The 13,800-nt window shown below is 51.9% G+C and carries 18 protein-coding genes; 7 read left to right on the top strand and 11 right to left on the bottom strand.

What is annotated here, in order from left to right:
- Positions 1-4 precede the first annotated feature (4 nt).
- On the bottom strand, positions 5-253 hold the full coding sequence (gene purS, locus ACLIN2_RS03445) for a phosphoribosylformylglycinamidine synthase subunit PurS (protein ID WP_092267418.1): 249 nt from the start codon (positions 251-253) through the stop codon (positions 5-7).
- Positions 246-965, bottom strand: a complete 720-nt coding sequence (gene purC / locus ACLIN2_RS03440; RefSeq protein ID WP_411503221.1) for a phosphoribosylaminoimidazolesuccinocarboxamide synthase — start codon at positions 963-965, stop codon at positions 246-248. The genes purS and purC overlap by 8 nt, the downstream gene beginning before the upstream one ends.
- A gap of 253 nt (positions 966-1,218) precedes the next feature.
- On the opposite strand from purC, the gene ACLIN2_RS03435 reads away from it, so the two are divergent.
- From ACLIN2_RS03435 to ACLIN2_RS03410, 6 genes are all read left to right on the top strand, one after another.
- Positions 1,219-1,371 (top strand): hypothetical protein, encoded by a 153-nt coding sequence (locus tag ACLIN2_RS03435; protein WP_246070859.1) that lies wholly within the window; start codon positions 1,219-1,221, stop codon positions 1,369-1,371.
- A gap of 94 nt (positions 1,372-1,465) precedes the next feature.
- Positions 1,466-1,840: a HAMP domain-containing protein gene (locus tag ACLIN2_RS03430; protein ID WP_411503220.1), complete on the top strand. Its 375-nt coding sequence runs from the start codon at positions 1,466-1,468 to the stop codon at positions 1,838-1,840.
- A gap of 1 nt (position 1,841) precedes the next feature.
- On the top strand, positions 1,842-2,276 hold the full coding sequence (locus ACLIN2_RS03425; protein ID WP_411503219.1) for a methyl-accepting chemotaxis protein: 435 nt from the start codon (positions 1,842-1,844) through the stop codon (positions 2,274-2,276).
- Positions 2,277-2,323: 47 nt separating this feature from the next.
- Positions 2,324-2,578, top strand: a complete 255-nt coding sequence (locus ACLIN2_RS03420) for a hypothetical protein (protein WP_411503218.1) — start codon at positions 2,324-2,326, stop codon at positions 2,576-2,578.
- Positions 2,579-2,688: 110 nt separating this feature from the next.
- On the top strand, positions 2,689-3,888 hold the full coding sequence (locus ACLIN2_RS03415; protein WP_411503217.1) for an iron-containing alcohol dehydrogenase: 1,200 nt from the start codon (positions 2,689-2,691) through the stop codon (positions 3,886-3,888).
- Between the two features lie 84 nt (positions 3,889-3,972).
- A complete protein-coding gene (locus ACLIN2_RS03410; protein WP_092267421.1) occupies positions 3,973-5,088 on the top strand; it encodes an aminopeptidase in 1,116 nt (371 codons plus the stop codon).
- Between the two features lie 133 nt (positions 5,089-5,221).
- Here the strand turns inward: ACLIN2_RS03410 and ACLIN2_RS03405 are convergent, their stop codons facing one another.
- Positions 5,222-6,016: a DUF169 domain-containing protein gene (locus tag ACLIN2_RS03405; RefSeq protein WP_411503216.1), complete on the bottom strand. Its 795-nt coding sequence runs from the start codon at positions 6,014-6,016 to the stop codon at positions 5,222-5,224.
- Between the two features lie 197 nt (positions 6,017-6,213).
- Here ACLIN2_RS03405 and ACLIN2_RS03400 point away from each other — a divergent pair, with 197 nt between their 5' ends.
- On the top strand, positions 6,214-6,798 hold the full coding sequence (locus tag ACLIN2_RS03400) for a hypothetical protein (RefSeq protein WP_411503215.1): 585 nt from the start codon (positions 6,214-6,216) through the stop codon (positions 6,796-6,798).
- A gap of 22 nt (positions 6,799-6,820) precedes the next feature.
- Here the strand turns inward: ACLIN2_RS03400 and ACLIN2_RS03395 are convergent, their stop codons facing one another.
- The 8 genes from ACLIN2_RS03395 to ACLIN2_RS03360 form a co-directional block, all read right to left on the bottom strand.
- The gene (locus ACLIN2_RS03395) at positions 6,821-8,131 is read right to left on the bottom strand and encodes a VWA domain-containing protein (protein WP_411503214.1); all 1,311 of its coding nucleotides are present in this window, start codon (positions 8,129-8,131) and stop codon (positions 6,821-6,823) included.
- A gap of 13 nt (positions 8,132-8,144) precedes the next feature.
- Positions 8,145-8,828 (bottom strand): pilus assembly protein TadG-related protein, encoded by a 684-nt coding sequence (locus ACLIN2_RS03390; RefSeq protein WP_400588079.1) that lies wholly within the window; start codon positions 8,826-8,828, stop codon positions 8,145-8,147.
- Between the two features lies 1 nt (position 8,829).
- A complete protein-coding gene (locus ACLIN2_RS03385; RefSeq protein ID WP_092267426.1) occupies positions 8,830-9,243 on the bottom strand; it encodes a TadE/TadG family type IV pilus assembly protein in 414 nt (137 codons plus the stop codon).
- Positions 9,244-9,247: 4 nt separating this feature from the next.
- A complete protein-coding gene (locus ACLIN2_RS03380) occupies positions 9,248-9,955 on the bottom strand; it encodes a hypothetical protein (RefSeq protein ID WP_092267427.1) in 708 nt (235 codons plus the stop codon).
- A gap of 28 nt (positions 9,956-9,983) precedes the next feature.
- The gene (locus ACLIN2_RS03375) at positions 9,984-10,838 is read right to left on the bottom strand and encodes a hypothetical protein (RefSeq protein WP_411503213.1); all 855 of its coding nucleotides are present in this window, start codon (positions 10,836-10,838) and stop codon (positions 9,984-9,986) included.
- A 40-nt stretch (positions 10,839-10,878) separates the two neighbouring features.
- A complete protein-coding gene (locus tag ACLIN2_RS03370) occupies positions 10,879-11,946 on the bottom strand; it encodes a hypothetical protein (RefSeq protein ID WP_411503212.1) in 1,068 nt (355 codons plus the stop codon).
- Between the two features lie 54 nt (positions 11,947-12,000).
- A complete protein-coding gene (locus ACLIN2_RS03365; RefSeq protein WP_411503211.1) occupies positions 12,001-13,431 on the bottom strand; it encodes a VWA domain-containing protein in 1,431 nt (476 codons plus the stop codon).
- Positions 13,432-13,531: 100 nt separating this feature from the next.
- Positions 13,532-13,738, bottom strand: coding sequence for a hypothetical protein (locus ACLIN2_RS03360; protein ID WP_092267509.1), 207 nt, complete (start codon positions 13,736-13,738; stop codon positions 13,532-13,534).
- Positions 13,739-13,800: the final 62 nt, after the last annotated feature.

Genomic DNA, 13,800 nt, shown 5'->3' with positions numbered 1-13,800 from the left:
GACGTTAGCCCTCCACGATCTCAAAGCGATAGTCTTCAACCACCGTATTGGCCAGAAGCTTTTCAGCCATTTCACGAACGCGCTCTTCTGCTTGTGCACGATCGTTCGTACCCAGCTCAAGCTCCATGTACTTACCGATGCGTACGTTGTTCACTTCATCAAAACCAAGGGAATGCAGGGCACCTTTCACTGCGTGGCCTTGCGGGTCCAAAACGCTCTCGCGCAAAGTTACGTATACGATTGCTTTAAACATGTACGTCTCCTCCCAGTCTCTTCAGCATTTCCTGATAAGCTTCTTCTACGTTGCCCAAATCACGACGGAAGCGGTCTTTATCCAGCTTTTCGTTTGTTTCGGAGTCCCAGAACCGGCATGTATCCGGCGATATTTCATCGGCGAGGAGAATCTCTCTGTCCGCTGTTTTCCCAAATTCCAATTTAAAATCGACAAGTGTAATATTGCGCTCCCGCAAGTATGGACGCAGCACTTCATTAACTGCGAGACCCATTTTCTCCAGAGTCGCTTGATCGCTTTCGCTCGCGATCCCCAACACTTTGATGTGAGAGGCATTCACCAGCGGATCTCCCAATGCGTCGTCTTTGTAGTAAAACTCGACAACAGGCTGCGGAAGAGGGGTTCCTTCCTCCATACCCAGCCGCTTCGCCAGAGAACCTGCTGCGATATTGCGGACGACTACTTCCAAAGGGATGATTTCCACTTTGCGAACGACTTGCTCAGTGGCTGACAACAGACGAACAAAATGGTTGTCGATCCCACGCTCTTTTAGCATCGTAAAAAAGATTGCCGTAATCCGGTTGTTGAGCTCGCCTTTGCCCGTGATTTGCGCTCTTTTTTCTCCGTTAAATGCTGTTGCGTCGTCTTTATACTCCACCCAGTATTGATCAGGCGTCGATGTCCGATAAATACGTTTCGCCTTACCTTCGTAGAGTTGTTCCTGTTTTTCCACTGTAGGAGCCACCTTCCCAGCTAAAAAGGTTGAGTTACTGTTAATTCACGAACGATTCAACTACATTAAAACACAATCATACGCATTTATCAACGAAAAATGCGTGAACTACGTTCGACAATAGTTCGGAAATTGCTAGTAATTCATGTGAACACCCTATGTAAATATTCGTTTACAAACCCTCCATACCAGCTTTACATTTTCTCCTTACAATAGATGGATGAGTAGGTCATTTTGACTAGGAGGAACATCTGTGAAAGTCAACGCAATCATTGCAGCTTTGATCGCACCATTTTATCGTCTACATCGCCATACTCGATTACGCACCAAGATGATCGTTCCATTGCTCGGGATTTTGCTCATCTCTTCTTCTGTGATCGGTTTCACCTTCTATATGAGGGACTAAACGTCAGCAATACCTCGTAAAAGCAGGGGAAATTCATCCCATTGATAACGTAACCAGTGGGCCAATCGATATTCCTCAGGATGTGGCTCGCCAAATGGAGACGGAACGATTTGGCGTCATGCATGTCAACGTAAACGGCACCGTACATACGCTTGCTTTTACTCATTCCCCGGATGAAAATTTCATCTACGTCATCGATGTTCTCCAGGATGAGTATCTGGGTCCCTTGCATCAAACCACTCGGCTGATCTTGTCTACCGTGGCGATCAGCCTGCTGGTATCCGCCCTTTTATCCTGGTTCATTACCAAGGGGATTACCGCCCCTTTTCAAAGCATGATAAAAGGCATGCAGCAAGTAAGCCTCGGCGAGCTCACCCAGCGCACCAATTTGGATAAGGAAAGCCCAGAGATTCGCCACGGCGGCCTCAACGGTTGCAGCTACTTCCGCCTATCACCATATGAAAAATGACATGGACGAGCTGTTCAGCCAAATCGGAGCTATGCTGCATGCAGGGAGTCAAATGGAGCAAGTGACTCAGACCGGGTATCAGCACATCGACGATCTGAACGCCTTGATAACTCGCTTTGCCACTACTTATACCGGTTTGGACCAGCGAATGACGGGCCTGCGCGACCAATCCAACTCCATCGGCAGAGCGGTAATGCTGATCCAATCGATCGCGAAGCAGACCAAGCTTCTCGCCATGAATGCCGCGATCGAGGCAGCCCGAGCAGGCGCCTCTGGCCGTGGATTCGCGGTTGTAGCCGACGAGGTCACCAAGCTCGCTACCGAATCCGAACAGGCGACAATCGAAATCACTAAAATGATGGAGGGCGTCCAAAAAGAAACACTCCAGGTCACAGAGGAACGAGCCAAGCGCGGAAACAGCTCCAGCAAAGCCTGAAAAAGCTGTCAGAAGCAGAAGCGACCTTTACCTAGCTGCGCACTGCTGTGGGCCAGACTTCTGGAGAGCTTCAAGCAGCCAACACGCGACTGGACGGCATATCCTCTGGCCTGCAGGAAGTAGATCATACCCTTATTACCTTTGTGGCTATCTCCCAGGAGACTTCGAGCAGTACAGAAGAAATGGGAGCCGCTTCCCGCGATCAGGCTGCCTCCATTGATAAATCGCGACAGCTGGCAAAGCATTTGCTGCTGCTCTCCGAACGCCTGCGCGATATCAGTGAAACATTCAAGATCGCTTGATGCCCAACGCCGCATGAATGCCAAAAGGAGCCCTAAAAATGGGCTCCTTTTCTAAGCATGTGATAAACTATTTTTGGTGCAACCTATACGGAAAGAAGGAAGGTATTCAGATGTTTCCCTTTGAGGTATCGTTTCCTACCCACATTTACTTTGGCCTTGGTGAGTTGAAGCGTTTGGGCGAGGCTGCAAAGAGTTTGGGCAAAAAGGCGTTGCTCGTCACCGGCGGCAATGCTGCAAAGCGCACAGGGCTATTGGACCGGGTACATGCGCTATTGCAGGAAGCGGATGTAGACAGCATCCTGTTTGACAAGATCGAACCAAACCCACGGACGGCTACTGTCGATGCCGGAGCAGCCCTCGCTCGACAAAACGGATGCGACTTCATTCTCGCAGTCGGTGGCGGCTCTGTCATGGACGCATCCAAGGCGATTGCTGCTGCAGCCCGCTCTGGACGTCCGATCTACGACTATATGCGCGGCAACCCAAGCGGCACGGGGAAAGAGCTCGTCCCCGTCCAGGACGCTTTGCCCCTCCTGACTGTCCCGACTGTAGCAGCTACAGGCTCGGAAGCCAATAACATCAGTGTTCTGACACATTGGGATACTCATGAGAAATCGTCCATTAACGGTCCTGCTCTCTATCCGAGGATTGCCATATTGGATCCCTCTATTACGTACACCGTTCCTGCTCGCGTCACAGCAGAAGCGTGCGCGGACATTTTCTCGCATCTGTTTGAAAGCTATTTGATCAGCGCAGCGGGCACCCATGTGCAGGACGGATTATCAGAGACACTGATCAGACTTGTAGTCGAGCATTCCCTCACCGCCATCGAGCAGCCTGACAATGAAGAGGCTCGTTCCACCCTGCTCTGGGTAAGCACGCTCGGGATCAGCCCGTTTGCCAATGCCGGTCGAAATGCGGGCATGCCCTTGCACGGCGTGGAGCATCCACTGAGTGGCATCTACGACATGGCACACGGTCGAGGACTTGCGATCCTATCTCTTCCTTATTTTAAGCAGGTGATTCTCGCGGACCGGCCAGAGCGTCTGGCACGCATGGGACGTCACTGCTTCGGCGTCACTGCAGAGGATGAGCTGGCAGCAGCTGAGGCCACGATTGACGCTGTCCAGCATTGGTATGAGCGCATGGGAATTACCGAGCGTCTGTCTGATTTCGGGGTGACACGAGATGCCTTGAAGCGGATGGCTGACGAGGCTGTAACCATCGGTGGACGAGGCGTAGGATACTTGCCCAGCTCCCGCAGGCTGAACGCGGAGGACATCATAAAGATCTACGAAGCGTGCTTATAAGCTTTTGTATATACACTGGCAAGCAATCGTGAATTTTGCGATAATACTTTTAGTAAAATAATTTTTATTATGGAGGTTGCGAAAATGGCAGATCCACGGATTAATGAACTCGCAAGCCGTCTTGTCCGCTACTCGCTCAATCTGCAAAAAGGGGAAAAGGTCCTGATCGAAAACACAGGCCTGCAGCCCGAACTGGTACGTGCTCTTGTTCGTGAAGCTTTTGCGGTAGGCGCTTTGCCTCTGGTAACCCTGAAGGATCAGGAAGTAAACCGCGCCCTGTACCAGGGAACAAGCGAAGAGCATATGGCCTTGATGGCAAAATACGAATACGACCGGATGAAAGACATGGATGCGTACATCGCCGTGCGCGCCTATGACAACATCAATGAATATGCCGATGTTTCCGAAGATAAAATGGGCATCTATTCCCGCGTGCTGTACCAGCCTGTACATACAAACGAGCGGGTACCAAACAAACGCTGGGTAGTCCTTCGCTACCCGAACAAATCGATGGCACAGCTGTCCAGCATGAGCTTGGAAGGCTTCGAGGACTTCTATTTCTCCGTCTGCAACCTGGACTACGCAAAAATGTCCAATGCCATGACGCCGCTCAAGGAACTGATGGAACGCACCGACCGCGTCCGCATCGTTGGACCGAAAACCGACCTGCGCTTCTCCATCAAAGGCATTAACGCCATCAAATGCGACGGCAAACGCAACATTCCTGACGGAGAAGTATACACCGCACCTGTACGCGATTCTGTAGAAGGCACCATCTTCTACAACGCTGCGACCAACTACAACGGTATTTCCTTCACCGATGTGCAGTTCACCTTTAAAGAAGGAAAGATCGTGGAAGCCACCAGCTCCAACACCAAGGCCTTAAACGACATCCTCGACACAGACGAAGGTGCTCGCTACATCGGAGAATTCGCGATCGGCTTCAACCCGCACATCCTGCATCCGATGCTCGACATCCTGTTCGATGAAAAAATCGCCGGCAGCTTTCACTTCACGCCAGGCAATGCGTATACCGTGGCAGACAACGGCAACCGTTCCTCCGTTCACTGGGATCTGGTGCAAATCCAGCGTCCCGAATACGGCGGCGGCGAAATCTGGTTCGATGACGTCCTGATCCGCAAAGACGGCCGTTTTGTCCTGCCAGAGTTGGAAGGCTTGAATCCGGAAAATCTGGTGTAACCCACGAATGACATCAAGGACAGTCTCCATCGTCATAAACAGGCGATAGAGGCTGTCCGTGCCTGGCAACAGCTTTGAAAAAACAAAGCCAGCGAGTCTCGGTCCCACCGAAACAGCTGGCTTTTTCGCTTTCCTAGGAAGTAAGCTCTTTTTCCTTGCCTTCTCCGAACATACCAACGAGCTTCTGATAGGTCGGCGGAAACTCGGCCTGGTAACGCAGAAACGATGGTATCGGATACCGTACGCCACCTTTTTGCGTCCCGGCTAGTCCCTCTACCAGCTCCTGTGCGTCGCGGAAATGGAAGCTGAACGCCATCTCATGGTCCTGTGTCTGCGCAAACAGCCTGTCGCCGTAACAGGGAACAATCACTTGCGGCTCTCCTGTCTGCAGCGGTTTGATCGCGATATCGGCACAGTCAGCGCGACTGGAAAAGGTTGACGGAATAGAGCCACCACGCTTGTAAAGCATGCCGGCTACCAGTCGCATCACCTGCGCCGAGTTTCCGTATATGACGACTACATCCGGGTCTATTTCCGCCCTCTCCAGCGGATAGGACACATAGTATCCGGTCTCTTGTGCGGAGAGCTTGGGTACATCCTGCTCGCTTTTTGCTCCTGTCTCCAAGGAGTCGGTGTACATGCCACAGGCAAGATTTCCTTCCGAGTAAAACGGCAGCTGCTCTTCGTAGCCAAAAGCTACTTGAGCGATCGGACAGGACAGATCCGCGCCGTTCATCGCGATGCTCCATCCATAACGGCGAGAAAATCCAACTGCTTGGCAGATGGTGATTTGGTAGCCCAGGTCTCGCGTTGGCCGCTTCGCCTTCCGTGGAAGGTTCGCTTCCTCCTTCACCAAGGAAACACCTACCGGAAATGTTTCCGTTCTCACATAGGTTTGAATGGCGTCACTTAGCTCTTTTGCATTCATGCCCGTTCCCCCCTTACGTTAATAACCGTACTCCGAATATTTCGTCTTTTCACTCAAAAATTCCTTTGTTTTCCACAAATACGTAGGTAATCCGAAGCTTACAACTTCGTAAGGTACTGGAAAGGAAAATCGATTTCGGGCTGGCTCAAACCCTGCTACTATAGAACGTGACTTCAAGGAACATACGGAGGATCCGAATGAAAACGTATATGAGGATCATGCTGCTTCTGCTGGTTGTCGTTTTAAGCGGCTGTACCCCTATCGCTTCCCCCGAGCAAGTACAGGGCTTGACCAAAGAAGAGGCCGCTCAGATCGCATCTGCTGCTGTCAGACAATACTATCGTGTCGACGTCGACACCATGGATCGGGATATTACGCTGGAGGACCCAGCCAAGCTGGTGGAATCGACGACTGGCGAACCTATTTTTAGAGGCATTCCCGTCCACGTTGTTCTAAAGCGTGACCCAGCCCCAGGCGAAATCACTGCCTACCACGCCATCATCGACCCGAATTCCAAACAGGCGCTGTCCGTCTCCATCGATGTCGCCGAGCCCGATGACAAACCGTCTCCTGCAAGCAAGGAAACCGATCTGGAGCAGGCTGCGGCTGAGTTTATCCGCAATCAAAAGCTGCTCACCCCTACAGCCTTTCAGCTGGTCAAATCATCCTTTGCCAACCCGGATGATCTGAAGCGATATTTTTACTACACCGATGGACTCAAGGCGATCGCGATTGGAGTTGATACGCAGTTGCAGCAAGTGGTTACCTTCACCTATATCTAGGATCGAACAAAACAGCGGGGCATCAATTCCCGCTGTATTTTTGTTCGATATCGCTTTTCATTTCCTGATAGGTCTTGTTGGTGAGATGGACAAGATAATCTGTCAGCTCATCCTTGGCAGCTGTCGCCAATTGCTCCCTCCCCGCTCTTTGCGAAAGGAGAAATTCCTTGGCCTGGCTGCCGATCTTCCCCGTCGCCTCCAAATAGTCAAGGGCTGCTCCGATATTCAGACTCTCTCGCCAATTTTTCTCATACCAGTCGCGATCGTACGCATCGATCCATTTCCGCCTGTCGATGAGCACTGCATCCATCTCTGTCATCGCATCCTTTTTCCACTGCTCCCACTTCTGAGCGATTTCCTTGGCTCTCTCCAGCTCCTGCCGAAATTGATCGCGATTGGTTACGTTGGCGTACAGCCCTTCCGAGGCCTGAGCGATTTCCTTCAGCTGCTTTTGCCCTTGGGCATCTACGTCAAAGCCAATGACGTTGAGCAGGGGCATAACATCAGACTGGGACAGGTCTTTGGCTACCGCGACCGGGTCTCCCCCGCACGTCTCGATGCCATCGCTGACCAGGTAAATGACGTTCGTATTTTGGTCAGCCGGGAATGCAGCTAAATCTTCCCGGGCTTTTTGCAAGGAGTACGCGAGCGACGTCCAACCAGCCGGCTCAAACAAACCGAGTGCTTCGTCCAGCCTCTGGGCATCGTAGGACTGGAGCGGATAGACGATGTCGCTGCTGCTGCAGGATCGCTGTTTGTCCGCATCGGAGCCGGTTCCCTGATGACCGTATACGCGCAAAGAAATCTTGGCCTCTTCCGGAAGGGCTTCGGCAAACTCCTTGATCGCTTCTTTTGCCAGCTCCATCTTGGTTTTCTCTCCGATTTTCTCGCGCATGCTTCCACTGGCATCCAGGATGATTTCTACGTTGAAATGCTCCCGGAACAAAAAGCGCGCATCGCCGATATCCGGGCTGCCGAACGATGCCATCTTCCACCGATCTACTACCATCTGCGGGCTCAAATAGTCCTCGGAAAACAGCCTGAGCAAGTCTGACCAGTAGAGTCTCAGCAGCGATTCATCCATGCCGTCCAGGAGAGGAGGTAATCCATCGAGGATCTGCTGAATTTTTTCACGCTGAGGATGCTGCGGCAGGTAAAAGGAAATGCCGGACAGCGGTCCTGGTGCAGCCATGATCAGCTCCTGTGCAGTCTGGGGAAGCTGTACTTCAGGAGCGGAAAATACGGAGCCTGCTGCGCCGACTGAGCAGCCTGCCAGCAAGAGCGTCACGAGTATGCCTCCAAGGATACGCTGCCATCTGCGCTTTTCTCTCACGTATACCGCCTCCTTAGAGCGTCTTTCCCTCTGTAAACACCTGGGGGGGCTGCTTCCATCCTGTCACCTTGATAAAGCCAATGCTCCTGCTTTCCCCTGTCTGATAGATTTGCTCGTTATGCAGAGGCATGAAATCCAGCCCGAATGATTGGCTCTCATAACGGACCGATGTCCTCACCTCGATCCGGTCTTCTCCGTTAAAAAGCTTGAGGGAGGAGCCGCCGAGAGTGCTTTTGTTGCTGGCCAGAATTTCCCTTACGACGCCTGGAATCTTGGTCGAGGCATCATGCAATCCCTTTAGCACATGTGCCTCAAGCGTTGGATAAGTCGGAATGGCAGCGAGCAATACGCGATCGATCGCTTCCGCCCTCACTTCACTCGAAGACCAGTCGGGATGGGAAGCTTGGATGGTATCCATCTGCGCCTCTACCAGCTCCCAGATAAAGACCGGGTCCACCCAGCTCTCAATGGAAAGATCGTACACTTTGATGGCCTCCTCCACCTCATCGTAAAGGATATCCGTCGCCGCCAGGCTGGCCAGCTGGGCGCTGTTTGCCGCTGCCTCCTTGTCGACGAAGATGGTGGAGATGTTAAACAAGACGGAAAAGACCACCAAGAGCAGGAAGAAAAAAATGGTCAGCACCAGGATCGTGACATTTCCTCGTTCATTGCGTACGTGCATGATCGCCTGTCTCATTTTAATGAATCACCCGTCCCCGCAGCTCTCTCGAGAAGGAGATCACCCTGTCTTCCTCGCTCATATTATCTTTGATGAAGTCCGGCAGAAAAAACAAATCCAGGTTCACGCCGACCCTCGCCGTAAAGTAACTGCCGTCACCGGAAATGCTCGACTCACCGCCATTATAGGCAATGCCCCCACCTGCACTTCCCACAATGTGCTGCGCAGCATCCAGTGCCTCGCCAGAATTTCCGGTGATGGCGTACACCTTTGCCGCTTCATTAGCAGCCGACTGCGCGATGATGACCGCGTACACGCCGGTCAAAAACTGCCACAAGATCAGCAGAATCAAAAATACAAAGGGCAGGATGCCGATGAACTCCACCGTTACGGAGCCCCGTTCATCCTTCAGCTTCGCACGTAATTTTCGCATGGTATCATCCTTCCAGTGCCAGTACGTCCTCCACCCGTTCCCGCTCTGTACTCCATTTGTAGGTATACATCGTAAACAGGATCGCTACAAAGGGAAAGAGAATCACGTTCAACAGCATTTGCGTGAAAAATACAGCCCCGAAGCTGGTCGTGATGAAAGTCACCGAATAAAGCCCGATCAAACTGATCACCCATTCGATTGCACTTGCCAGCAATAGCAGACCAAGAATTTGGACAAAATGCTTTTTCCCCATATCCAAAGCCGTTCGCAGGCACTGCCATGGCGATTTTCCTTTCATCACGACCAAATAGGGCGTGAGGTAAAACAGCAAAAGCAGGATCAGCCCCGGAATGACAAAGAGAAGCATCCCTGTACATACTGCCAGTACGTAAACGACACCAAACAGGAAGACGGCAAAGCCATGCTCGGCGAATGCCCGGAATGCCTTGCGCAGCGGACGCTCCTCGCCTTCCAGGTCACAGAGTACGAACTGGGCAAACGGGATTTGCACGATCATCAAAAACAACAGCAGCAGGAACAGATTCAGAAAGCTGGAGACGACCTTGGCTCCCGTGATGGCAGCCAGGAAATTCACGTAGTTGAGGGTCATGTTGTGTACGATCAAGAAAGGCATTACGATGACGGCGGACAGCAAAAGCAGCGATTCAATATTTCGTGTATAAAAATGGATGCTTGCTCTCATCGGATTCATGGCTTCTTCCTCCCTGCCTCATCCAATTTTACGTATTTCGAATAATGGGAACGATCTTGGTCTGAAAATGAAATTCCTGCTTCTTCTCAAACGCATCCACCAGCTGCTGCTTGGACGAAAAGGGAACGGGCTGCCCTGACGCAACAGCCTCGAATCCTTTGATGGAGTCGTCATTGGTGGCCCTCAGCTTTTTATCTCTGTAGGAGTCCAGCAAATCGAGCAATTTTTGGCGCTTGGACTTCAACTCGCCAGGAAGCGGCACCTCAACCTTTTGCAGGAATGCAGCCAATCGATCGACAGATTCCCTGATTTCTGCCTGGCTGCGCAAACCCACGTAGAGCTTGTAATTCGCCTCGTGAAACAAATCGTCCAGATCCTTTTTGTCTTCGGAAGTGACATAGCCTACCCTCAGCACATGATTCAGCGAGTCGACCCCTTTGTCATAGAGAGCCTGGAGCTGATCCCGTGTTTCTATCACGTACTGGCACACGTCGATAAGACTTTTCATGTCCCGGCGAATGGCAACTTCCATTTGCTCCTCGTAATGGGGCTGCAGGGCTTGCAGGCAATCCCGCTTCCCCGTGTACATCCAGATCGGTTTGTCTTTAGCTGGGGCCAGTTCCTTGTTCAGTTCGTGCGCAGCCACATTGTGAAGCATGAACAATCGCAATACCGGCACCGCTTCTTCCCGCGGCACTACGTCTCCGTCCGGACTCAGAATGAGGTAACCGGATGCCTCGCTCTTGCCCCACTTCCAATACTGCACGTTGTAGTAAAGCCGATCATTGATTTTGGCCGCATGGTTAAACAGCTGCGGTTTTTCCAGGAAGCGCTTGTTTTTGTCGATCTGCGCTCGGATCGGTGCTGTTTCTGTCACTTTCATCGGACGAAACCTCCGTTATAAACTGAGAATCAGGTTATCACTAGCTCGAAAATATCGACTTCATCCAGCCTACCGCTTTGCCGATTCCATCTCGAATGCCTCGGGAAACCGCGCCCTTCGAAAGCTTGTCGCTCCACTTGACCAGCTTGCTCACGCCCCAGAGAATGCCTCCGGTAATGACCAATACGCCGGCTACTGTCTGTCCTCCCGGTATGACAGAAGCGATCACTCCTGCATCCATTAGCGTGCTGCCCAAAGCGCCTACGCCATCTACGAACTTTTCGTTTTGCTTATCCTCGCTAAGACTGCTGTCAAACGCCTGACCAAATTTGCTGAACGTCTCATACGTGTCAAAGGGAAGACTGATCGCGGCGACCCCCACGTTCAGTCCTGCAACTAGTCCAGGAACTCTGACTTGATTTGCGGCATTGGCAGCATTTGCTGCATTGGAAAAAGAACCGAGTGTGTTGATGTTTGCCCCTGTATTCAGAGGGTTTTGCTGCAGGACAAAACGATAGCTGTCATAGGCGGCTTTCCCATCCAGGCCATCGAGGGTCAGGCTCGTCACATTGCCCAAGGGTGTATCCTTCGCAGCGATATCTACGCCTTTCAGCCCTACCTGCAGCAAGAAGAATCCGTATTTTCCTGCGCCAGTACGCAGGTCCACTTCTCCCTGCTGGATCAGGTCAGCTGAATACGACATGGTCCCTCCCATCATGTCTTTGATGGAAAGTTTCATGATGTCGTACTCTTTCTTTTCACTGAATGGCTCCGGTGCTTTTGGGTCCGTTGACAAATCCGTAGGCTGATGCGGCTCCACGTTTCTATCTGGCGCCTGCAGATTGGGCACGCCCTGATTTGGTGCCTGCAATTTTGGCGTATCCCACTGCGGGGACTCCAGCATCGGCGTTTCCCACTGTGGCGGCTCCAGGTTTGGCGTATCCCAGTCCGGTGCTTGCAAATCAGGAGGCTGATAGCCCGGTGCCTGCAGATCCGGGACGGGTAATCTGCTGCTTGCTGCCATGACAACTACAGGGAAGCACTGCAACAGAAGAAGGAAAAATGCAAAGGTCCCTGCCAAAACGGGACGAATAAACCTGCTCTTCACAATCGCAACCTCCCGGCCAAGAATTCACGGCATAAAAGTGGTGTAGCTGGCGTGTCAATTGGTCTTCACATTTGCGTGAAACTGCTTGTCGATCGTCTCTTTTGCTTCCTTGTACGACTTGTCGTTCAACGTATCCAGAAACTTCTCCAATTCGTCTGCCCGCGAAAGCGCTGCGTCCAGCTGCTTCTCTTTGATTTGATCGAGTGCATCTGTGATCGGATCAGGCAGGATTTTTAAATACCGAAGCGAGATAATCGCAGAATTCAAATTGTAGCTTTCGTTTCTGGCGATCGCTTTCCAGTCCAAGGCAAAGTCTGAAATATCAACCGACTGCGAGATATGCTTGGTAAGTGCGTCATGGGAAACGTCACTCTTCCAGGCATTCCACCTGTCCGCCATTTCCCTTGCCCGGTTCAATTCTTTTTCCAGCTCACTCTGGTCCTGGATCAATACATAGCGCCCACCTGCCGCCTTGGCCACTTCCTTCAGCTGCTTCTGGCCTTCTCCGTCCACACCAAAGCCGACCACATTGACGATCGGGGTGATATCGGAGCTGCCCAGCTGCTTCGCCACCGCGACAGGATCCCCGCCGCATGTCTCAATTCCATCGCTCACCAGATAGATGATGTTCGTGTTTTTCTCGCCTCTGAACTTGCCAAGATCGTCTTGTGCCTGCTGCATGGCCAAAGCGAGCGGAGTCCACCCGGTAGGCTTGAACTGGTTCATGGCAGCTGAAAGTCCCTGTGCCTGATAGGGCTGCAGTTGGTAGACCAGCTCACTGCTCTTGCAGGATCGGGCTTTATCCGAATCCTTGCCGCTGCCTTCATGGCCGTACACCCTCAGGGCAACATTCGCTTTTTCCGGCAAGGATTCGGCAAAAGCTTGAATCGCCTTCTTGGCTGCTTCCATTTTTGTCTGCCCGTTCACGTTTGCCGCCATGCTGCCGCTCGCATCGAGCAGGATTTCCACATTGTACTGCTCCTTGAACTGGAAGCGAGGGTCATCGATTTCCGGGCTGCCAAAGGAAGCAAGCTTCATCTGCTCCATAATATCCTGCGGGTCTGGATAGTCCTCCCCAAACAAACCTAGCAAGGCGCGGTAATACAGCTCGATCGTTTCCTGGTCCGGGTTATCAATCGCCGGAAGCTGCTTCAAAACCTCTTCGATTTCTTCACTCTTTTCCCCGTAGAGGATACCCGCGTAACGTCCAGGCGATTGCGTGTAGAATTCTTCTGTCGTTTCCGGGATTTTGGATACGCTGTCCGGAATCAAAGCCTTCAAGGCGTCCAGCTTTTGCTCTCTGCTCGGCTCATGGGGGGGCTCTGACTGCTGCTGTGCAGCACTACTGTCTACTGATCCCGCTGGCTGTGCGGGTTCCGTGGTTGCTGCAGGTGGGGGCGGTGCTGTCGTCTCGGAAGAGCAAGCATGCAGAAGCAAGAAGCTGGGAATCAGGACAGCCAGTACGAATGGCTTGATACGTTTCAAGCGGATAACCCTCCCTGCTGGTGATTTCAACCGTTATGTATGTGTAGCAGAGGTGCCGGCGACTGGGGCATCCCCTTTTCACCGGCACCGTCCAGATGGATCAGTCCAGTTTTCCGATAATATTGGAGAGTGTTTCGGATACCGCTTTTCCGACTGCCGTATCGCCATCGAATACCGTTTGAATGGCCGCAAATACAGCCAGAATAACTCCTGCCAATGCAATCCATTCAATGGCTTGTGCTCCCCTCTGGTTGCGTAAGGAATGGGTTACCTTTGCATACAGGCTTTGCATTATGTTTGTCATCATCATTTCTTCCCCTCATTCTCGTCAATTATTTTGCAAGTAACTACAATTCCAGATATATCCTT

The sequence above is a fragment of the Brevibacillus centrosporus genome, assembly GCF_046622605.1.
GTDB classification, from domain to species: domain Bacteria; phylum Bacillota; class Bacilli; order Brevibacillales; family Brevibacillaceae; genus Brevibacillus; species Brevibacillus centrosporus.
Note: the sequence above shows the minus strand (reverse complement) of the source record. Positions and strands in the feature narration are given on the sequence as shown.

Bases quoted from the DNA above. Each gene is read 5' to 3' on its own strand.
- purS (WP_092267418.1), bottom strand. From the start codon at position 253: ATGTTTAAAGCAATCGTATACGTAACTTTGCGCGAGAGCGTTTTGGAC.
- ACLIN2_RS03430 (WP_411503220.1), top strand. From the start codon at position 1,466: ATGGAGACGGAACGATTTGGCGTCATGCATGTCAACGTAAACGGCACC.
- ACLIN2_RS03425 (WP_411503219.1), top strand. From the start codon at position 1,842: ATGGACGAGCTGTTCAGCCAAATCGGAGCTATGCTGCATGCAGGGAGT.
- ACLIN2_RS03415 (WP_411503217.1), top strand. From the start codon at position 2,689: ATGTTTCCCTTTGAGGTATCGTTTCCTACCCACATTTACTTTGGCCTT.
- ACLIN2_RS03410 (WP_092267421.1), top strand. From the start codon at position 3,973: ATGGCAGATCCACGGATTAATGAACTCGCAAGCCGTCTTGTCCGCTAC.
- ACLIN2_RS03405 (WP_411503216.1), bottom strand. From the start codon at position 6,016: ATGAATGCAAAAGAGCTAAGTGACGCCATTCAAACCTATGTGAGAACG.
- ACLIN2_RS03400 (WP_411503215.1), top strand. From the start codon at position 6,214: ATGAAAACGTATATGAGGATCATGCTGCTTCTGCTGGTTGTCGTTTTA.
- ACLIN2_RS03390 (WP_400588079.1), bottom strand. From the start codon at position 8,828: ATGAGACAGGCGATCATGCACGTACGCAATGAACGAGGAAATGTCACG.
- ACLIN2_RS03385 (WP_092267426.1), bottom strand. From the start codon at position 9,243: ATGCGAAAATTACGTGCGAAGCTGAAGGATGAACGGGGCTCCGTAACG.
- ACLIN2_RS03380 (WP_092267427.1), bottom strand. From the start codon at position 9,955: ATGAATCCGATGAGAGCAAGCATCCATTTTTATACACGAAATATTGAA.
- ACLIN2_RS03375 (WP_411503213.1), bottom strand. From the start codon at position 10,838: ATGAAAGTGACAGAAACAGCACCGATCCGAGCGCAGATCGACAAAAAC.
- ACLIN2_RS03360 (WP_092267509.1), bottom strand. From the start codon at position 13,738: ATGATGACAAACATAATGCAAAGCCTGTATGCAAAGGTAACCCATTCC.